The sequence below is a fragment of the Proteus sp. G2618 genome (assembly GCF_009915995.1).
Classification (GTDB): Bacteria; Pseudomonadota; Gammaproteobacteria; order Enterobacterales; family Enterobacteriaceae; genus Proteus; species Proteus terrae.
Map to the genome: position 1 here is coordinate 218,115 of NZ_JAABNI010000005.1, position 19,743 is coordinate 237,857.

Here is a 19,743-nt window from a genome sequence, read left to right on the forward strand (position 1 = left end):
ACATCATCTTCCATTTGCTGAATGTTAAATAAATTAGCTTGATGTTTCTTTTTTGTAAATAACCACACTTTTTATATAGCTATAAGAAGAATAAATTTCTAAAAATAACTAAACTCAATAGTGTTCATTAATAATTTACTTATTTTCTATTTCCTTTTTCTTTTTTTCTTTTTCGATGATGACCTCATTTCTTTCGTTATGATCATGACACAAAGCACCTTAACTGGAAAATTGGGGCTTAAAGTGTTAAAACAATGCCTTATTTCTAAACAAAAATATCGCTAATCGCTCGGAAGAGATAATACTATTATGTCAAAAAGTACCATCCGTATTGCTACCCGCCAAAGCCCTCTTGCTATGTGGCAGGCACTTTATGTGAAAGAACAACTACAACTTACTCATCCAGGTTTAGTCGTCGAATTAGTACCGATGGTCACTAAAGGTGACATCATTCTAGATACACCTTTAGCTAAAGTAGGTGGCAAAGGGCTATTCGTAAAAGAATTAGAACTTGCTCTACTTGAATCACGGGCAGATATTGCCGTTCACTCTATGAAAGATGTTCCAATTGATTTCCCAGAAGGTTTAGGATTAGTTACTATTTGTGAACGCGAAGATCCCCGTGATGCTTTTGTCTCTAATCATTATGATTCTTTAGAAGAACTGCCAGCAGGCAGCATTGTAGGTACATCCAGTTTACGCCGCCAATGCCAATTAAAAGCACAGCGCCCGGATCTAATTATTCGTGATTTGCGGGGCAATGTAGGTACTCGCTTAGGAAAATTAGATAATGGCGATTACGATGCCATTATTCTTGCTGTTGCTGGCTTAAAGCGCCTAGATCTTAACGAACGTATTCGCACACCATTATCCGCAGAGCAATCCTTACCCGCGGTTGGACAAGGAGCTGTTGGAATTGAGTGCCGCTTAAATGACAATGAAACTCGCCAGCTATTAAGTGCTCTCAATCACACACGCACCGCTGTTTGCGTTAAAGCGGAGCGTGCAATGAATACACGTCTTGAAGGCGGTTGCCAAGTTCCCATTGGAAGCTATGCCATTTGGCAAGATGATAAAATTTGGTTACGTGCTTTAGTCGGTTCTCCTGATGGCGAAACAATTTTACGTGGCGAGCGTTTAGTTACTCCAGAAGAGGCTGAAACGGCGGGTATCTCATTGGCTGAAGAGCTTTTAGATAAAGGTGCTCGAGCTATTTTAACCGCAGTGTATCAAGGCAACACGCCTGCATGAGTATTTTAGTCACTCGCCCCAATCCAGCAGGAGAGGCATTAACTCAGCGCTTAATTGATGCGGGGAAAACAGCCTTTCAAGCGCCTTTAATCGAGATCACCGCGGGTCGTGAACTCCCTTTATTAGATGCTAAACTAAAAGGATTAAGGGCGGGTGATTGTATATTTTTACTTTCCAAAAATGCGGTGTCATACGCAAACTGGCAGCTAAATCAATTACAACAATCATGGCCAGATACGCTATCCTATTATGGAATAGGCCAAAGCACAGCGAAAGATTTCCAACATTTAAGCAGTCTTCCAATTTGCTACCCTGAGCAAGGAGAAACCAGTGAAGATCTTCTCCAACTTCCTGCACTTAATCAGGTGAAAAACAAACGAATATTACTGCTTAGAGGTAACGGTGGTCGTGACTTACTCGCAACAACATTGAGTCAACGAGGTGCGATCGTAGATGAATGTGAATGTTACCAACGCCTATTTATTAATTATTCCCCTGAAGACTTTGCGCTTCAATGGGAAAAAGCACAGGTTGATACGCTTGTTGTCACTAGCGGTGAAATGTTACAACAACTCTTTGATCTGGTCGCTGAATCTAAAAAAGCATGGCTGTTAAACTGCCATTTACTTGTGGTCAGTGAACGATTAGCAACAATAGCAAAAACATTAGGGTGGGAAACAGTCACCGTTGCTGAAAGTGCCAATAATGATGCTTTATTTCATGCATTAATATAGAACCTAAATGAGACGCCGATATGACGGAACAGAAAAATACGAATGATAATGACTTGCCAAAAGGTGCAGCTAAAGCTGATGAGAATGTCCGCTATCAGGAAGTCAAACCTGTTAATAACAAGCGCTCAGGTCTAATTGGAAGTGCTGTTGCTATCCTGGTTATTTTGGCAATCGGTGGTAGCCTTTACTATTACACCAATCAACAAGCATCAAAGCTGAGTGTAGAAAATCAATCACTCAAATCTGAGCTTGCCCAATTACAACAACTCCAAAACACTTATCAACAACGCTTTGACAATATTGATAGCATGTTTAACTCACAAAAACAGACTATCGATAAATTACAAAATGAGCGCCAAACAACAGAGCGTCAAATTCAAGATCTACAAACACGATTTGCCGCTATTTCCAGTGCGGACGTCAAAAGCTGGTTATTAGCTCAAGCCGATTTTATGGTGAAAATGGCTGGTCGTAAGTTATGGAATGATCAAGATGTCGTAACCGCTGTAAGTCTACTAAAAGGTGCCGACAGTAGCTTAGCGGAAATGAACGATCCAAGTTTACTTGAGATCCGCCGTGCTATTAATGAAGATATCAGCAGTTTAGCCGCGCTCACCAAAATAGATAATGATGGGATCATCTTACAATTAAACCAGTTAGCGAATCAGATTGATAATCTTCGTTTAGCGGGCTTGGAGCGTAACGGCTCACCAATGGATAAAAACGACGAAACCATTTCAGGTTCACTTTCTGATTGGAAACAAAATCTAAGTAAGAGCTGGAAAAGCTTTATGGATGATTTTATTACCATTCGTCGCCGTGATACCGCAGCAGTTCCTTTATTAGCACCTAATCAAGATGTCTATTTACGTGAGAATATCCGTTCACGTTTATTAATTGCTTCTCAAGCCGTGCCTCGTCACCAAACTGAAACTTATCAGCAATCTCTGGAAGCGGTATCCACTTGGGTACGAGCTTATTTTGATACCTCTGATCCAAGTACAACCTCATTTTTAGATATGGTATCTGAATTAGAGAAACAACCTATTACGCTTGCAATGCCATCAGAATTGAAAAGCCCGACACTGCTAGAGAAACGTGTAGAAAAGCAAATTCGCAATTTACTGGCACAAAATGAGTATGCAGAGCCACAAGTGGCTGAAGCGCAAGCTGTTGAAGCTCAAGATGCCCAACCCGTAGAGGCTGAGCATAATGCATCAGAGAACGAGCAAGATGCTGCGGCTGATAGCGCAACGGCTGATACGCCAGTAACACAACAAGGAGAATAAGCTTATGTTAAAAATACTGCTCCTTTTTGTGGTGCTTATTGCCGGCATCATTTTTGGCCCACTCTTGGCAGGCCACCAAGGTTATGTGCTTATACAAACTGATGATTGGGATATTGAAACCAGTGTAACCAGCCTTGTCATTATGTTTGTTTTACTGCAATTAGCACTGTTACTCATTGGTTGGAGTTATCGCCGTTTTATTGGTACAGGCTCAAAAGCATATAGTTGGTTTTCTTTCCGTAAACGTAATCGTGCACGTAAACAAACCAGCATGGCATTAATGAAATTAGCGGAAGGTGATTTTAAAGAAGTTGAAAAACTGATGAGCCGTAATGCAGATTATGCAGAACAGCCCGTTGTAAACTACCTGTTAGCCGCTGAAGCCGCACAACAACGTGGTGATGAATTCCGAGTTCAGCAACATCTTGAACGTGCTGCAGAACTTGCCGATACCAATCAGCTTCCTGTTGATATCACACGAGTGCGTATTTTATTAGCACAAAACGAAAATCATGCAGCACGTACTGGGGTTGATGAATTATTAAATCAAGCACCACGCCATCCAGAGGTGTTACGTCTTGCAGAAGTCGCTTATACACGAACAGCGGCTTGGCAAGCATTGCTTGATATCATTCCTTCTATGCAAAAAATTGCATTACATACGGATGATGAACTTGAGCAATTACGCCAAAAAGCCTATATCGGTATTATGGGACAGAAAATGTCCGAAAATGGCTGTGATGGGCTGAAGAATTGGTGGAAAGCGCAACCGCGTAAAGTACATCACGATAATGCATTACGTGTCGTTTTAGCTGAACACCTTATTGAGTGCAACGATCCAGAGACTGCTCAAACGATCATCTTAGACGGAGTTAAACGTCAGTATGATGAACGATTGATCTTACTATTACCTCGTTTAAAAAATACAGATGCCAATGTTATTTTGAAAGTACTCAATTCATTAATTAAACAACATGGGCCAACGCCATTACTCAATAGCACATTAGGTCAGATTGCAATGCAACAAGGACAATGGGCTCAAGCTGAAGAGGCCTTCCGTAATGCGTTAAAGCAACGTCCTGATGTCCATGACTTTGCGTGGCTTGCTGATGCATTAGATAAACAGAAAAAATCTGAAGAGTCGGCGAAAGTGCGTAAAGATGCTTTATTAATGACACTGAAAAAAGATTCAGTCATTTTTGAAGAGCCGAAAAAAAGTAAATAAACTCATTCGATAAGAACGTGATCATAAATTGTTTGATCGACTGATTAAAAAACCCTCTTTTTTGAGGGTTTTTTATTTGATTTAAAAGCCATGTTGAAATAGTAACACCACTTCTACACATAAAGTCAAAAATACATACACCCAAGCAATTCGATAAAAACGAGTGGGTATTCCCTTCCCATTTTCTTGCTTAAATGACAGGTAATGTTTTCTCGCATGATAAAACACAACAATATAAATCAGAGCGATCCCCTGACAAAGAAAAGCCATATATTTAGCCCATGATTTGCCACCAATAATGAGCATGATAAGAGGGATCAAAAAGAATAATAATGGGCCAAACTTCTCTATAAGAAAGAGTTTTTCTTGTGCAAGATATGCTTTTTGTTTATTTATCATAATGATGCTATCTCCAATCTACCCTTGCGCTGGATAATAGCGTGATAATGCGATGAATACAAAATGGATGTGTGATTGCTATATAAAAAAACGCCTGTATAAAACTATACAGGCGCATAAATATACAATCAGGTCTACAGACGGATGGTGCCTCACTCAACGTTTCGTCCTGTTGATGATGAATGATGTTCATCGTTAACGTGGACGTAGGCACCGAATAATCGGCTCTGCATCATTCCTAGGTTTATGAAGCCATACACTGTCATAAGGAGTGGAATGAGCATCTACAAGATAAATATTGCATTAAGCGTGCCAATTTTTCATTTTTTATTAAAAATATTCTCTCTCTAAAAAAGCATAAGGTAACTTATTGAATTTTAGTTTTCCTTTCCGGCTTCACTCATTTTCAATGATAAAAAAGCTATGTCCTGTGCTTTCATCATGCTATTGCTAAATAGAAAAGAAAATATAGGGTCTGATATACGTCTCTTTTTCACGACAAGAAAAACACACCAACTATTTAATCACATAGAATCAATAGGTTAGATGTCTCCTATTGGAGACATTAAAAATGACAAGTGTTGGCATTTACCGACAGATAAAATAAAAGACTTATATTTCATATGATTATAACCAATTATTTTACGTATTTTACCTATCTTTTTATAAAGATTAAAATTCAGCAATAAATTAAATTCTTAATAATCCTTAAGTGACAAGGGTGGCATTTTTGTTAAAAACGTCATTTGGGCTTTCTTATCTGGAACACATAACAATAAATAAAAAAGATGAAAAGAGTAACGAATTATAGAAGTAGAAGTAGAAGTAGAAGTAGAAGTAGAAGTAGAAGTAGAAGTAGAAGTAGAAGTAGAAGTAGAAGTAGAAATGGTGTCACGGCTTTTAAAAAGGCAAATCGTAGATACGAAAAAGCCTCGATATAATCGAGGCTTTTTCTTATTGGTCGGCGAGAGAGGATTCGAACCTCCGACCCACTGGTCCCAAACCAGTTGCGCTACCAGGCTGCGCTACTCGCCGTCTGTATCACTGTTCTTATCTTGTTTATTGGTGCGAAGGGGGGGACTTGAACCCCCACGTCCGTTAGGACACTAACACCTGAAGCTAGCGCGTCTACCAATTCCGCCACCCTCGCATAAACAATAACTAAGATAAGATGGGGTGGCTAATGGGACTCGAACCCACGACAACTGGAATCACAATCCAGGGCTCTACCAACTGAGCTATAGCCACCATAACAGCTATCTTATTACTTCTTACAACAACGTTCTTCACCGTAACTCTTAGCACGCTTTAATGGCGCGCCCGACAGGATTCGAACCTGAGACCTCTGCCTCCGGAGGGCAGCGCTCTATCCAGCTGAGCTACGGGCGCTTCACGCCGTTGCGGGAGAGGATAGTACGGATTTACGCTCTGTCTGTCTAGTGCTTTTTGAAAAAAAAAGTTTGTTTGACGATAGTTTGTGCATTTCGTCGATAAATGGAGCGTTTTTACACACTAAACGCCCCGTTAGTATAATAATTAAACAATCAAGATGCTAGATAGAAGCGTGAATAAATCATTTACTCAGTCATACCTAACAAAAAAGACGCAATCCCTGTTACAATTTATTGAAATAGTAGTACCCAACGAATTTTAACAGCTTAAATTGACGCTTAATTCGGCTTGGTTGTGATAACAAACGATATAACCACTCTAATCCAAGGTTTTGCCATGCTTTTGGTGCTCTTTTAACATGGCCTGTAAACACGTCATAAGTTCCGCCAACACCCATGTATAAAGCATCAGGGTAAATTTCACGACATGCACGAATAAATAACTCTTGCTTAGGTGATCCCATCGCAATAGTTACTATCTTCGCACCTGAGGCCTTTATACGCTCAAATAACGCCTCTCTATCTTGTGGTGTGAAGTAACCATTCTGGCTACCCACAATATTTACGTTCCATTGCGCTTTAAGCTTATCTTCGGTTTGAGAAAGAATTTCAGGTTTACCACCAACAAGAAAAACAGGTGTTCCCTCTTTGCCCGCTCTTTCCATTAACGCTTCCCATAAATCCGCACCTGCGATACGAGAAACATTTGCATCAGGATATTTACGACGAATACCTCGCACTACACTAATACCATCCGCATAAAGATAATCAGCTTCATTGAGTAGCTCATTAAGTGCTGAGTCTGTTTCTGCTGTGAGAATTTTTTCTGCATTAATGGCAATCAGAGAGCCACTTTTTATTTGTGCTCCTTCATAGAGATAATCCAGAAAATGAGCCATATCGCGAAATCCCCAGATATTATGTCCGCGGATTGAATACTTCGGAATTGAATTGGATCCCATTACTTTTCCTTTTTCTCTAAACAACGAGGTTCACTTTGTATTTGACGAGTCACGTAATTACGCACTAACCCCGCGCTTTCAAATAACCAATAAAGCAGTTTGGCAACCACCAAACATAAACCAAAAATTAAACAGAAAAACACAACGCGAGAAACAAAAGAATCAACACCTTCTCGTGCCAAAACAATCATATTAAAAATAGCCCCAAAGCAGAAAGCTTGCAGAATAGCCGATTTATAACGGTTGCTTTCATTGAGCCCTTGCTGATATAGCCAATCAAACCACTTAATAATCAGTCCTACAACAATCGCACCCAATGGGATGAAGGCAATGCCCCCCATAACAACCAGAGAGCCAATTAAGGTCGGTGAAATAGCAAGACCCGCATGGTAATTAAGTACTTCCCATGTAAAATAGTTTGCTGAATTCAGCACTACATCTGGGCGTTCTGGCCATACCCAAGAAGGAATAAAGACATAAAAATCACGAATAATCGGTGCAAGTCCTTGGAACTCAATCTTGTCATAATTATTAAGTAATAAAGCTAGATTTTCCCAAGGAGAGAACGTATCACGAGTGAGGTATAAGAAAGTATAGAATGCCTCTGCACCACTCACATCAAGGCCATAGCGTTTTAACGCCAACCAGAACATTCCAATAATACTCATAACCCCAGCGGCAACCAGCATCCATAAGGTAATCCAGCCTCGAACAATACCGATAAACAAAAACAGCGCAAAAGCGATGATGATATTAGCGCGGGTTCCGCCCACGATAATGTAGGTTAAGATCCCAAAACCCACCGTTGCACAGAGGAAGAAAATCCACCGTTGTTGAGTGGGTTTTAAGAAATAAACCACCAGCATTGCGGGGATAAAAAAATAGAAAAAGCGCTTAAGCGCAACACCTGATACTTGACTTGAAAAAATTTGGCTATACGTTTTGAGCTTAAAGAGTAAAAAGCCATTTTGTAGAAAGAAAATTCCCACAGTTACAAACGCTATTAATGCCAATAAAATCCAAGTAAGGTTGGTTTCTACTCTATTCATCGTAAATAGCGACCTAGAAGGGCCGTCAACCGATTTTCTCAGCCTTACCTTATAGGTTACATAATAAATGGCATAGAAGCTTGTAGAGGCTAATAGCGCGTATAATAATGAATCAACGGGTACAACTGCGACATCAAATTGGAATACCAACATACAAGTCAGTGGGAAACCAAAATAAAAGGTCAGCAGATAGAGCATTGAGAAAAAAACATTAAAATTAAAGCGAACTCGACGAAACTCTTGATAAGTCAGCAATAAAATAAAACTCAAAGAGATAAAATAAACAAGTGTTAAGCCACCCAGTTCCGCCAATGTCATTGCGGCTCTCCTGTGCTCATCTCAATTAACTCTTTCCAACCATCCGTGAAATTAGGCGCAAAGAAGGCAATATTTTGGCGATCAAGCATCAGCAATTGACGTTTAGCCTCTTCAATCAGCGCAATATCTAATTTGTCCCCAGAGAAAAAAACAGGAACACTTTGCTCAGTTAAGTCCTGCCAAAATGGATTTTGACGACTAATAACAAAAGGGATCGCAAATTGAATAAGCAGACAAAGCGTGCCAATACCTTGTTGACGGTGGAAAATAAAATAGCCTAAATCGCATGTTTTTAATAACGCGAGATAATCATCAAATGCCAATTTGTCACGTAATATTTCAACCTGATTATAGGGAAGCAATTGGCTAGCTGCTTGGGCTACTTCATTAATATAAACGTGATTATTTTCAGGATATCCCATTGGAATAATCACTTTTGCTCGCGTTCCATATTGCTCGGCAATTGCCTGTAAAGCTTCAATATGGCGATTCGATCTATCCCCTGAATTACCCACAATAATGGTGAGCTGTTTCTCATCAATAGGCGCTTTTTCTGTCACCGTAAGCGCAGGATCCATTCTTGTTGGGAAATAGAGCAAACTGGCTGGAATATTAACGTTAAATTGTGCGAAGTAATTCAGATCACCTCGTGTACCAAATACTCGGCCCACACGTTTTTGGGCGAGTTTACGAAGAAGATAGAAGAGTTTAAATTTTAGCTGTTTAGAATCCTGATATAAATCAGCACCCCAAATATGCCACCAAAATTGATGACGTTTGATCTTGCCAGTTAATAATGCCAACCAAATAGGCGCATTAAACTGACCTAAAAAAAGGAATCGTTGATGGGTATCGGCTTTGGCCAATGTGACCACTCTCTGTGCAACCTGCTTTTTATCAGCTAAACACTCAATATCTAAAGCTGGGTAGCTTTCTTGCAGTGAAGTATTTTTACTGGCAACGATAAAACGAGGTTTATACGTTAACCCCGCCTCAGTCACGAGGTGGTCGTTAAAAAACCGTAACATTGTATTGTTATGATGCACAATGTCTGAACCTAGTACGTAAATCAAAGTTGTCATTTGCGCCTGCAATAAATCACGAAAACAGAACTACAGAGAAGGAAGTAAATAATATACGTTGCCATATAGGCTTGAGCGGCACCTAATGCGCCATGCTCAGGAATAAGCCAACGCGAAAATAGCGTCAATAGGGCAAACTGGCTTACTTCTGTAAGGATATAAAAACGTAGTGCCGCTTTTGCGATGACCAGATAACCAAAGACATAAGCGCCTACTTTTAAAATATCGCCAACGAGTTGCCATGCAAATAAATCACGCATAGCGACAAATTTATCTGAAAACAGTAACCAAATCGCAAAATCACGTAATAACCACACCATAAAACTCGCTGTAGCTACTGCAGGTAATACAAACTTCAGTGATTTAACGATCTCTTTGGTAATATCACTTTTTTGCGTTAATCGAGAGAGTGTTGGCAATAAATAAACAGAAAAAGATGCGGTAATAAATTGCAAATAAGCATCTGAAATACTGGTCACCCCCTGCCAAATTCCTACGTCTTCCCAGCTATAGTGTTCAGCAAGTAAGTTACGCATCATGATATAAGCAACGGGTAATGTAATCGATGTTAGTATCGCCATAATGGTAAACTTACCAAGATGACTTGCTATCGCCTTATCCCAATGAGGTTTAAGCTCGCTTAAAGCGAAGCGCTTACGCTTTACTACTAAAAATGTAGCAGGAAATAAAATAAGTGCTGGTACTAATGCAAGCCCAATTAATGCACCGTGATAACCCGCAAACAAATAGCACAAATAATAAGCAATAACACCAATAATACTACCAGCAATCACTGATAAGGCATTACCTGCCGCATCACGGTAACCTTTTAAGATGGCAAGAAAATAGTTGCTATATGCTATCCCCATTTGAATAAAAGCAACGGCTCTTACAATATCCTGATATTGATGATAATCATCACCAAATAACACTTGACTAATGGGAGCAGAAAAAAGAAGAAATAAAATAGCTAGTAGTGTGGAAAACAGCAAAATCATGGATGATGAAGTACCCAACACTTTTTTGCGTTGAATGTCATCATCCTGATATTGTGCGATTAATTTCGTCACACCATTAAAAATACCCGCACCAGATAAGACACCTAGTACGGTGATTAATTGACGAAAATTACTTGCTAACCCGACCCCTGTTGGCCCAAAAGAGACTGCAAGTAACTTGACGACAAGCAGACCAGCCCCGATTTTTATCAGGGTTGATCCAGCTGTCCAAATTGATGCTTTGGCTAACGACATAATTAAGCAAAGAAGTCGCGGATATGGCCAATAACAGTCTGCTGTTCTTCTTCTGTCATGTTGTAGAACATAGGTAAACGGACTAAACGCTCACTTTCTCGCGTTGTGAAAATATCTTCACCATCAAAGCGGCCAAACTTCATACCTGCTGGGCTGGTATGTAATGACACATAATGGAACACGGTTAAAACGCCGTGTTCTTTCATGTAGTCATTAAATGCGGTACGTTGCTCGATATCTTTCAGTTTGATATAGAACATGTGCGCATTGTGCTCTAAACCTTCAGGAACGATTGGAAGCGCTAATAGGCCTTTTTTCGCTAATGGCGTCAATGCATCATAGTAAATCTGCCAAAATGCTAAACGACGTTCATTAATTTTTTCAGCTTCTTCAAGTTGAGCCCATAAATAAGCCGCTTGTAAATCTGACATTAAGTAGCTAGAACCAATATCACGCCAAGTATATTTATCTACCTGACCACGGAAAAATTGGCTACGATTGGTACCTTTTTCACGGATAACTTCTGCGCGATTGATTAAATCAGGATCGTTAATCAGCGTTGCGCCACCCTCACCGCCTGATGAGTAGTTTTTAGTTTCATGGAAGCTATAGCAACCAATATGACCAATTGTGCCAAGAGCCTTGCCCTTGTAAGTTGACATGACACCTTGTGCAGCATCTTCAATAACAAACAGATTATATTTTTTCGCAATCGCCATAATCGTATCCATTTCACACGCAACACCTGCGTAATGAACGGGAATAATAGCGCGGGTTTTCTCTGTAATTGCCGCTTCAATTTTTGTTTCATCAATATTCATAGTATCTGGACGAATATCAACGAAAACAATCGTTGCGCCACGTAATACAAACGCATTAGAGGTCGAAACAAAGGTAAAACTTGGCATAATGACTTCATCGCCAGGCTTGATATCTAATAAGATAGCAGCCATTTCAAGCGATGCTGTACAAGATGGTGTTAACAGCGTTTTATGACAATGAAATTGTTCTTCTAACCACTTTTCACATTTCTTTGTGAAATTGCCATCACCACAGAGCTTGCCACTTTCCATAGCTTGTTTCATATATTCTAATTCTGTGCCGACAACCGGTGGTTTATTAAACGGAATCATATTATCCCCTGTATAACCAATAAGTGGTGCTCTCTATTAAGCCCCCACTGTGTGTGTATAAACGCGAAGCTGCAATATTGCTGATCTGTGTTGCAACATATAAGGTCGAAACACCTTGTTGTTGACACCAAAACTTCGCGGCCGACATCAGTTGTTTACCAATGCCTTGTCCTATTCTGTTGGGCATTACCGCTAGTAATCCCACTCTTGCTTCATTTTCAGATAGACGGCGTAAAGTGACAAAACCACTTACATTATTTTCAGCATCATAAGTCAGTAAGCAGATATCATCGAATGTGCCTAACACCGCTTTTTTAACCCATAATGCATAAAAACGACTGCTATCACCTTCCTGATACCAAGGTGTTCTAAAACGACTTTGTACAAAAGCCTCTGAAGCCGTTGCCATCAATAAATCGATATCATCTTCATTGGCTTTTCTAAAACAATATTCAGTCGTTTTCTTACAAGCATTTTCTGTGCCAATTGAAAGTTTAAAATCAATTTCACCTTCCGCAAATTGAAAACCTAATTGGCTGAGTTTATCGATGAGAGAAAGCTCATGAGATGCGACTTTTGCTTGAACCACAGCAAAGGCATCAAGCTGTTCGTCTGTTAATGCGGGCGCTTGCGTATCAAACTCAAGACGCCCTGTTTTGAGGGAAAAATACTCACTTTCCCACTCAAGATAATTAATATTGGCGAGGACGGACATGTAATAAATCCAATAGATAGCGACCATAACCGGTTTTAGACAGTGATTTTGCGCTTTCTCTTACTTGATCATCACTGAGCCAACCATTACGCCAAGCAATCTCTTCAAGGCACGCCACTTTAAATCCTTGGCGTTTTTCAACAGTTTGAACAAAGGTACTGGCTTCAATTAAACTATCGTGAGTTCCGGTATCTAACCACGCAAAACCACGCCCCAGTAGTTCAACGCTAAGCTCACCACATTCAAGATACATCTGATTAATCGACGTAATTTCTAATTCACCACGAATCGAAGGTTTGACTCGTTTGGCAAAATCAACCACTCGGTTATCGTAGAAATACAGCCCCGTGACAGCCCAATTAGATTTAGGTTGTTCTGGTTTTTCTTCAATCGATAACACTTTAAAATCATCGTCAAATTCAACAACGCCAAATCGTTCAGGATCCATAACTTGATAACCAAAGACTGTTGCACCACGTTCACGTTGTGCTACTTGTTTCAGTTTTGGACTAAAACCTTGACCAAAATAGATATTATCGCCTAAAACTAAACAGCAATGATCATCACCAATAAATTCCTCACCCAAAATAAAGGCTTGGGCTAAGCCATCAGGAGATGGTTGAATTTTATATTGAAGATGAACACCAAATGCAGAACCATCACCCAATAAGCGCTGAAATGAGGTCATGTCATCTGGTGTTGTAATGATCAAAATATCTCGAATACCAGCAAGCATCAGAACTGAAAGCGGATAATAGATCATGGGTTTATCATAGATAGGCAATAATTGCTTCGATACCCCTTTGGTTATCGGATGCAGTCGTGTACCCGAGCCACCCGCTAAAATAATACCTTTCATCATTTATCCTTCTTTACTTAATCAGTTCCCAAGCCCTAGACGTTCACCTGCATAAGAACCATCTAACACTCGTTTCCACCAAGTCTCGTTATTTAAATACCACAAAACAGTTTTACGAATGCCTGATTCAAATGTCTCTTCTGGTTTCCAGCCTAATTCAGCTTCAATTTTCGCTGCATCAATTGCATAGCGCAGGTCATGACCTGGTCTGTCTTTCACATAAGTGATGAGATCGACATACTGAGCAACACCTTCTGGTTTTGCTGGATATAACTCTTCTAACAGCGCACAAATCGTTTTAACAACATCAATATTGCGACGCTCATTGTGTCCACCAATATTGTAAGTTTTACCCGGTGTTGCTGTTGTTGCGACTAAATAGAGAGCACGAGCATGATCTTCAACATAGAGCCAATCACGGATCTGTTCACCTTTACCATAAACAGGTAATGGTTTTCCTGAAATCGCATTTAAGATAATTAATGGGATTAACTTTTCAGGAAAATGGTAAGGGCCGTAGTTATTTGAGCAGTTCGTGATCACAGTTGGTAAACCGTAAGTACGCAACCAAGCACGAACTAAATGGTCGCTTGAAGCTTTAGACGCAGAATATGGGCTACTTGGTGCATAAGGCGTAGTTTCAGTAAAGAAATCATCTGTGCCTTCTAAATCGCCATACACTTCATCTGTTGAGATATGGTGGAAACGAAATGCCGTTTTCTTCTCTTCAGGTAGCACTTGCCAAAAATGGCGAGCCGCTTCCAATAAGGTGTAAGTACCCACAATATTGGTTTCAATAAATGCAGCGGGGCCATCGATAGAACGGTCAACATGGCTTTCTGCCGCTAAATGCATAACAACATCTGGTTGATATTGAGCAAATAAGCGATCAAGCTCAGCTCTATCACAAATATCGACTTGCTCAAAGGCATAGCGTTCACTGTCAGCTACAGTTGCTAATGACTCTAAATTACCGGCATAAGTCAGTTTATCCACCACAACAACGCTGTCATTGGTGTTATCAATAATATGTCGAACAACAGCAGAGCCGATAAAACCGGCTCCACCTGTAACTAGAATGCGTTTCAACGCCATACTCCTTTAGTATCTACAATCCATTTTTGAGTGACTTTACTACCTGGGATCGCTTTAAACTGTTGATGATCAACTAACATTAAGACAATATCCGCATCTTTCAATGCTTGCTCTGTTGATACTAACTCTGTGATCCCTTTCAATTTTGTTGGTAATTCATGAATATTAGGTTCAACTGCGAATGTCGTACCACTATGCCAATCAGCGACTTGTTTAGTGATATTCATTGCTGGGCTTTCACGTAAGTCATCGATATTAGGCTTAAAGGCTAAACCAAAGCAGGCAATCTTAATTTCGTTTGCGCGTTTACCTGTTTCAGTAAGGCAATCAGCAACAGCGGCTTTAACTTGATCGATAACCCACACTGGTTTGCCATCATTGACCAAACGGGCAGTGTGAATTAAACGAGATTGTTTGGGATTTTGTGACACGATAAACCAAGGGTCAACAGCGATACAATGCCCGCCAACGCCAGGGCCTGGTTGTAAAATGTTGACGCGAGGGTGGCGGTTCGCCAAGCTAATTAGCTCCCACACATTGATATCTTGGTCAGCACAGATCAGTGATAATTCGTTAGCAAACGCAATATTAACATCACGGAAACTATTTTCAGTCAGCTTACACATTTCTGCGGTACGCGCATTAGTAATAACACATTCACCTTCAAGGAAGATTTTGTATAACTCGCTTGCACGCTCTGATGATTTACGATTCATACCACCCACAACACGGTCATTGCGGATAAGTTCAATCATCACTTGACCCGGTAATACACGCTCAGGGCAGTAAGCTACATCGATATCAGCATCTTCACCTTGTTGATGAGGGAATGTTAAGTCTGGACGAGCTTCCGCTAACCACTCAGCCATTTTTTCAGTAGAGCCAACTGGTGAGGTTGATTCTAGAATAATAAGATCACCTTTTTTCAATACAGGTGCAATAGAGCGTGCAGCTGCTTCAACATAAGCCAAATCAGGCTCATGCTCGCCTTTAAATGGTGTAGGTACAGCAATAAGGTAAGCATCTGCTGGCTGTGGCGTGGTATAAGCTTTTAAATGCCCTTCTTCAACCGCTTGTTTAACTATCTTATCAAGATCAGGCTCAACAATGTGAATTTGACCTTTATTAATCGTATCAACGGCATGCTGATTAACATCAACACCGATGACGTTTTTTTTACGAGAGGCAAAAGCCGCCGCTGTAGGTAAACCAATGTAGCCGAGGCCGATAACAGAAATAGTTTCAAAACTCATAATGTCACCTGATTTTTTTTCAATGCTTCAAGAATACGTTGGCAGGCATGACCATCACCATAAGGGTTTGTCGCCTTACTCATTTGGTGATACGCGTTTTCGTCTGTCAATAAAGAGGTTACTTCGCTAACAATACGTTTAGTATCTGTTCCCACTAAGCGAACAGAGCCCGCTTCAACAGCTTCTGGGCGCTCCGTTGTGTCTCGCATTACAAGAACTGGCTTACCTAATGAAGGGGCTTCTTCTTGAATTCCACCAGAATCGGTCAAAATAAGGTAAGCATGATTCATTAAATAAACGAATGGGAGATAATCTTGTGGCTGTATTAATTTAATATTATCAATACCATGAAGGATACGTTGAACCGGTTCACTCACATTAGGATTTAAGTGAACAGGATAGACAACTTCTACATCTGGGTGTGCTAATGCAATTTCAGCTAAAGCTTGGCAGATACGTTCAAAACCACCACCAAAACTTTCTCGACGATGCCCTGTTACCAAAATCATTTTCTTGTCAGGCTGAATAAATGGATAATTTACAGCAAGCTCATTTAAGAGTGTTTGATTGCCCATCACTCTGTCACTTACCCAAAACAACGCATCAATTACCGTATTTCCTGTAACAAAAATATTTTTATCCGCAACCGCTTCTCGCACCAAATTTAATTTGGCAGTTTCTGTTGGTGCGAAGTGATACATTGCAAGATGCCCTGCAATAGTACGGTTTGCCTCTTCAGGCCAAGGGGAATAAAGATTGCCGGTACGTAACCCAGCTTCCACATGACCAACAGGAATTCGTTGATAAAATGCGGCTAAACTTGCTGCCATGGTCGTTGTTGTATCACCATGTACCAAAACAACATCAGGTTGAAATGACGCTAATACTGGTTTTAACCCTTCTAAAATACGACAGGTAATATCCGTTAAATCTTGTCCTGGTTTCATAATATTGAGATCATAATCTGGTTTGATCTCAAAAAGATTTAATACCTGATCAAGCATTTCTCGATGTTGGGCCGTAACACATACCTTCGCTTCAAACGAATCATCATTTGCTAAAGCGTGCACTAAAGGTGCCATTTTTATCGCTTCAGGGCGTGTGCCAAAAACAGTCAACACTTTCACAGTGGCTCTCTTTTTTTCATTGTTATATCGCTTATTTTTGGGAAAGCAATATGCCCTTATACTCAGTACATCAGGTGCCGAAACACCTGATGTCCCGTTATTGTCATCAATGACAAAATTTAATTATTATTTTTTTAATGAACTGCGTCTTACTAATGCAACACCTGCACCCGCTAAAACACCAATAGCGCCCCAAAGTACCATCATAAAGGCACGACGAGGACTATCACGTTTCACAGGATCTTCAGGGGTACGTAGAAAGCGGTAAGTTTGGAAGTTATCTTGTAATTTTGCGCCCACAGCTAGGGTCGCTAACATTGCCGTATTTTGATCATAATCACTATCAAAATCAGCACCTGTTGCCACTAAAGTTTCTAGCTGTGATTGTAACAGAGGAACACCTAACAGAAACAATTTAGAATCTGGTAACTCATCAATCGCAATCGATGTTTGTTTTTGAGAAATACCTTGTTTCTCAGCCACTTTAATTGATTGCTCTAATAAGTTAACTTGGCGTTGATACGCAGATTGAGCCGCCATTTCTTGACGTTTAACCAACGCTTTCATTGATTGAGTTCTAGTTGCCCAAGCTGTTATCACTTCATCATTAAGATGGGTAGATGCTCTCTTATTAGCAAAAGCAATATACTCATTTAATAATTGACTCGCTTCTTTTGATGTTTCCGCAATGAGTTTCAGTTGATCATTAACTAATTTTTTCTCATCAGCAGGCGTAAATTGAATATTGTTAATTAACTCATCCAATAACGCAGCATTGGCCTGTTCATCACTCTCTTTGCGCTGTTTGAAATAATCCGTTTGCAACCAAAACTCACGACGTGTATCAAACGCCGCGATTTGAGTAATAAACTCTTGATAAGCTTCATCTGAAATAGTTAAAGCTGAGGTTTGTGCTGCAGGATTAATCTGTGTATCAAGATTGCGCAAGAACTGAGATTGCGAATAATAACTGCCTAAGTTATTAATCGTTGGTTTCTCTGTCATTGCGATTGCGCTCCATTTAGGTTGCATCAAATAAGATGCACCGAGTGCAATCACTGCAAAAAGCAGAGCGAACCCTATAATCCAGCTTTTGCCTGACCAAAGTGCACAAAAAAGACCTCGAATATCGAGTTCATTATCTGGCTGTTCACCCTGTCGGGAGGCGTTATTTTCCGAGTTCATCACGTTAAAAAACCTCTGCTTATATTAATGCTGTTGTGTTGCTCTACGTAAGCGACGCTTATGTCGTTTAATAAAACGAGCGACTCGCCACGCGCGTTTAATGCAATAACCATACATAACAAATGCAAGCAAGAATAATGCCAACATAAACCATTCAGGGACAAATGATAGGTTTTGACCGATAATACCAATCGCGGCTAATAGCGCAGCAGCCACAGTAATTAAAATAAAGGCTTGGCGAGAGGTAAAACCTGCACGCATGATCAAATGGTGAATGTGTTGACGGTCTGGAGAGAAAGGACTCATCCCTTTGCGTAAACGACGGTACATAATTGCCACCATATCCATAAGTGGAATAGCAATTATCCATAATGCAGTTACAGCCTTAACAGGGCGAGGCTGAGTTTGTGTTGATGCGACCAATAACCAAATAATGGTAAATCCAATCAGTGTACTTCCCGCATCTCCCATAAAGACTTTGAATTTTTTACCGCAGACCCCTAAGTTTAGAAGGATATAAGGTAAAATTGCCGCAATAAATGAGAAGCACCAGAATGCGAGAGCTGAATTACCGCCTTGATATAATAAAATACCAAGCGCACCAAAAGAGACACAAGAAAGTCCACCTAATAACCCATCAATACCATCAACCATATTAAAGGCATTGATTGCTGCCCAAACAGCGAAAAGTGTAACAATATAGCCAAAAGGCCCTAAATGCATTTCCCAAGGACCAAAAGCATGACCCAGAGTGTCAAGTTTTAATCCTGCACCCACCATCATCACGATCCCAACAAAAGCTTGGATTGTTGCTCTAATTTTGACGCTAATATCGAAGCGATCATCTAATGCGCCGATAAAAACAAGAAGTCCCGCACATGCCAGATACAATTCCTTATGAGGAATATAAATATCTGAAATATAAAATGCGAAAACAATACCAAAATAGACTGATATTCCTCCGACTAGAGGGATCAATCCATGATGTTTCTTACGATAATTCGGTTTATCCACGAGTCCAATTTTCTTTGCAATTTTACGAGCCAAGAATAAAAATGCGAAAGAAAATAAGAACACATAAAAAACGCTTGTGCTCATTTTTAGTATATCCACAGTACGGTTCTCTATAATAAATATAGCTGGTTATTTTACGCTTCCATGTGTTTTTATTCTTTTTTCCAGCCTCACCTCGACGAGTTTATTCAAAACCCACCACCCTTCATCAATTATAAGTTTTCCTTAACTATTTTTATTGATGCCATCGCTATTTTTATCAATTACCAAAACATGCAATATATATACCAACATCCGACTAAAATATTGCAATCTAAAATTGAATTACACCCATAAAAAAACAAAAAACGCCACAAACTATTGTGGCGTTTCATCATATCGTCATTCTTACAAAGTAAACGAGCTTAAC

General features: G+C 40.0%; 17 protein-coding genes and 4 tRNA genes. 4 read left to right on the top strand and 17 right to left on the bottom strand.

From position 1 onward, the window contains the following. Positions 1–309: 309 nt before the first annotated feature. From hemC to hemY, 4 genes are read left to right on the top strand one after another with little or no spacing between them, the layout of a single operon-like run. On the top strand, positions 310–1,251 hold the full coding sequence (gene hemC / locus GWJ01_RS02255; RefSeq protein ID WP_109394752.1) for a hydroxymethylbilane synthase: 942 nt from the start codon (positions 310–312) through the stop codon (positions 1,249–1,251). Further along, positions 1,248–1,985, top strand: a complete 738-nt coding sequence (gene hemD, locus GWJ01_RS02260; protein WP_109394753.1) for a uroporphyrinogen-III synthase — start codon at positions 1,248–1,250, stop codon at positions 1,983–1,985. The genes hemC and hemD overlap by 4 nt, the downstream gene beginning before the upstream one ends. Before the next feature lie 20 nt (positions 1,986–2,005). Continuing rightward, positions 2,006–3,274, top strand: coding sequence for a uroporphyrinogen-III C-methyltransferase (gene hemX, locus GWJ01_RS02265; protein WP_109401995.1), 1,269 nt, complete (start codon positions 2,006–2,008; stop codon positions 3,272–3,274). Between the two features lie 4 nt (positions 3,275–3,278). Further along, positions 3,279–4,499, top strand: a complete 1,221-nt coding sequence (gene hemY, locus GWJ01_RS02270) for a protoheme IX biogenesis protein HemY (protein WP_075674236.1) — start codon at positions 3,279–3,281, stop codon at positions 4,497–4,499. Positions 4,500–4,580: 81 nt separating this feature from the next. Here the strand turns inward: hemY and GWJ01_RS02275 are convergent, their stop codons facing one another. The 17 genes from GWJ01_RS02275 to wecA all read right to left on the bottom strand — a co-directional run bounded on the left by GWJ01_RS02275 (position 4,581) and on the right by wecA (position 19,433). Next, on the bottom strand, positions 4,581–4,898 hold the full coding sequence (locus GWJ01_RS02275) for a hypothetical protein (protein WP_109394757.1): 318 nt from the start codon (positions 4,896–4,898) through the stop codon (positions 4,581–4,583). A gap of 958 nt (positions 4,899–5,856) precedes the next feature. Beyond that, positions 5,857–5,933: transfer RNA gene (locus GWJ01_RS02280), tRNA-Pro, on the bottom strand. Positions 5,934–5,961: 28 nt separating this feature from the next. Next, positions 5,962–6,048: transfer RNA gene (locus GWJ01_RS02285), tRNA-Leu, on the bottom strand. Between the two features lie 22 nt (positions 6,049–6,070). Continuing rightward, positions 6,071–6,146, bottom strand: a tRNA-His gene (locus tag GWJ01_RS02290). Positions 6,147–6,210: 64 nt separating this feature from the next. Further along, positions 6,211–6,287 (bottom strand) — tRNA-Arg (locus tag GWJ01_RS02295). Positions 6,288–6,513: 226 nt separating this feature from the next. Next, the gene (gene wecG, locus GWJ01_RS02300; RefSeq protein WP_109401996.1) at positions 6,514–7,251 is read right to left on the bottom strand and encodes a lipopolysaccharide N-acetylmannosaminouronosyltransferase; all 738 of its coding nucleotides are present in this window, start codon (positions 7,249–7,251) and stop codon (positions 6,514–6,516) included. Beyond that, entirely contained in the window at positions 7,251–8,618 is a 1,368-nt protein-coding gene (gene wzyE / locus GWJ01_RS02305) for an ECA oligosaccharide polymerase (RefSeq protein WP_109395458.1), read from the bottom strand. The genes wecG and wzyE overlap by 1 nt, the downstream gene beginning before the upstream one ends. Beyond that, entirely contained in the window at positions 8,615–9,700 is a 1,086-nt protein-coding gene (locus GWJ01_RS02310; RefSeq protein ID WP_109401997.1) for a TDP-N-acetylfucosamine:lipid II N-acetylfucosaminyltransferase, read from the bottom strand. The genes wzyE and GWJ01_RS02310 overlap by 4 nt, the downstream gene beginning before the upstream one ends. Further along, complete coding sequence (gene wzxE, locus GWJ01_RS02315; protein WP_161710639.1) at positions 9,697–10,953, bottom strand: lipid III flippase WzxE; 1,257 nt, start codon at positions 10,951–10,953, stop codon at positions 9,697–9,699. The genes GWJ01_RS02310 and wzxE overlap by 4 nt, the downstream gene beginning before the upstream one ends. A gap of 2 nt (positions 10,954–10,955) precedes the next feature. Continuing rightward, positions 10,956–12,086 (bottom strand): dTDP-4-amino-4,6-dideoxygalactose transaminase, encoded by a 1,131-nt coding sequence (gene rffA / locus GWJ01_RS02320; RefSeq protein WP_161710640.1) that lies wholly within the window; start codon positions 12,084–12,086, stop codon positions 10,956–10,958. Between the two features lies 1 nt (position 12,087). Then, on the bottom strand, positions 12,088–12,801 hold the full coding sequence (gene rffC / locus GWJ01_RS02325) for a dTDP-4-amino-4,6-dideoxy-D-galactose acyltransferase (RefSeq protein WP_161710641.1): 714 nt from the start codon (positions 12,799–12,801) through the stop codon (positions 12,088–12,090). Continuing rightward, positions 12,779–13,660 carry a glucose-1-phosphate thymidylyltransferase RfbA gene (gene rfbA / locus GWJ01_RS02330; RefSeq protein WP_109395463.1) on the bottom strand — a complete coding sequence of 294 codons (882 nt, stop codon included), beginning with the start codon at positions 13,658–13,660 and terminating at the stop codon, positions 12,779–12,781. Before rfbA ends, rffC begins: the two co-directional genes overlap by 23 nt. A gap of 21 nt (positions 13,661–13,681) precedes the next feature. Then, complete coding sequence (gene rffG, locus GWJ01_RS02335) at positions 13,682–14,749, bottom strand: dTDP-glucose 4,6-dehydratase (RefSeq protein WP_098944023.1); 1,068 nt, start codon at positions 14,747–14,749, stop codon at positions 13,682–13,684. After that, positions 14,746–16,008 carry a UDP-N-acetyl-D-mannosamine dehydrogenase gene (gene wecC, locus GWJ01_RS02340; RefSeq protein ID WP_109402001.1) on the bottom strand — a complete coding sequence of 421 codons (1,263 nt, stop codon included), beginning with the start codon at positions 16,006–16,008 and terminating at the stop codon, positions 14,746–14,748. The genes rffG and wecC overlap by 4 nt, the downstream gene beginning before the upstream one ends. Continuing rightward, the gene (gene wecB / locus GWJ01_RS02345; protein WP_069369918.1) at positions 16,005–17,135 is read right to left on the bottom strand and encodes a non-hydrolyzing UDP-N-acetylglucosamine 2-epimerase; all 1,131 of its coding nucleotides are present in this window, start codon (positions 17,133–17,135) and stop codon (positions 16,005–16,007) included. The genes wecC and wecB overlap by 4 nt, the downstream gene beginning before the upstream one ends. A 126-nt stretch (positions 17,136–17,261) precedes the next feature. Continuing rightward, the gene (gene wzzE / locus GWJ01_RS02350) at positions 17,262–18,320 is read right to left on the bottom strand and encodes an ECA polysaccharide chain length modulation protein (RefSeq protein WP_109395465.1); all 1,059 of its coding nucleotides are present in this window, start codon (positions 18,318–18,320) and stop codon (positions 17,262–17,264) included. A 24-nt stretch (positions 18,321–18,344) separates the two neighbouring features. After that, positions 18,345–19,433, bottom strand: coding sequence for a UDP-N-acetylglucosamine--undecaprenyl-phosphate N-acetylglucosaminephosphotransferase (gene wecA, locus GWJ01_RS02355; RefSeq protein WP_036939595.1), 1,089 nt, complete (start codon positions 19,431–19,433; stop codon positions 18,345–18,347). Positions 19,434–19,743: the final 310 nt, after the last annotated feature.

Bases quoted from the DNA above. Each gene is read 5' to 3' on its own strand.
- wecG (WP_109401996.1), bottom strand. From the start codon at position 7,251: ATGGGATCCAATTCAATTCCGAAGTATTCAATCCGCGGACATAATATC.
- rfbA (WP_109395463.1), bottom strand. From the start codon at position 13,660: ATGAAAGGTATTATTTTAGCGGGTGGCTCGGGTACACGACTGCATCCG.
- hemX (WP_109401995.1), top strand. From the start codon at position 2,006: ATGACGGAACAGAAAAATACGAATGATAATGACTTGCCAAAAGGTGCA.
- hemD (WP_109394753.1), top strand. From the start codon at position 1,248: ATGAGTATTTTAGTCACTCGCCCCAATCCAGCAGGAGAGGCATTAACT.
- wzxE (WP_161710639.1), bottom strand. From the start codon at position 10,953: ATGTCGTTAGCCAAAGCATCAATTTGGACAGCTGGATCAACCCTGATA.
- GWJ01_RS02310 (WP_109401997.1), bottom strand. From the start codon at position 9,700: ATGACAACTTTGATTTACGTACTAGGTTCAGACATTGTGCATCATAAC.
- rffC (WP_161710641.1), bottom strand. From the start codon at position 12,801: ATGTCCGTCCTCGCCAATATTAATTATCTTGAGTGGGAAAGTGAGTAT.
- GWJ01_RS02275 (WP_109394757.1), bottom strand. From the start codon at position 4,898: ATGATAAATAAACAAAAAGCATATCTTGCACAAGAAAAACTCTTTCTT.
- rffA (WP_161710640.1), bottom strand. From the start codon at position 12,086: ATGATTCCGTTTAATAAACCACCGGTTGTCGGCACAGAATTAGAATAT.
- wzyE (WP_109395458.1), bottom strand. From the start codon at position 8,618: ATGACATTGGCGGAACTGGGTGGCTTAACACTTGTTTATTTTATCTCT.
- hemY (WP_075674236.1), top strand. From the start codon at position 3,279: ATGTTAAAAATACTGCTCCTTTTTGTGGTGCTTATTGCCGGCATCATT.
- wecC (WP_109402001.1), bottom strand. From the start codon at position 16,008: ATGAGTTTTGAAACTATTTCTGTTATCGGCCTCGGCTACATTGGTTTA.
- hemC (WP_109394752.1), top strand. From the start codon at position 310: ATGTCAAAAAGTACCATCCGTATTGCTACCCGCCAAAGCCCTCTTGCT.
- wzzE (WP_109395465.1), bottom strand. From the start codon at position 18,320: ATGAACTCGGAAAATAACGCCTCCCGACAGGGTGAACAGCCAGATAAT.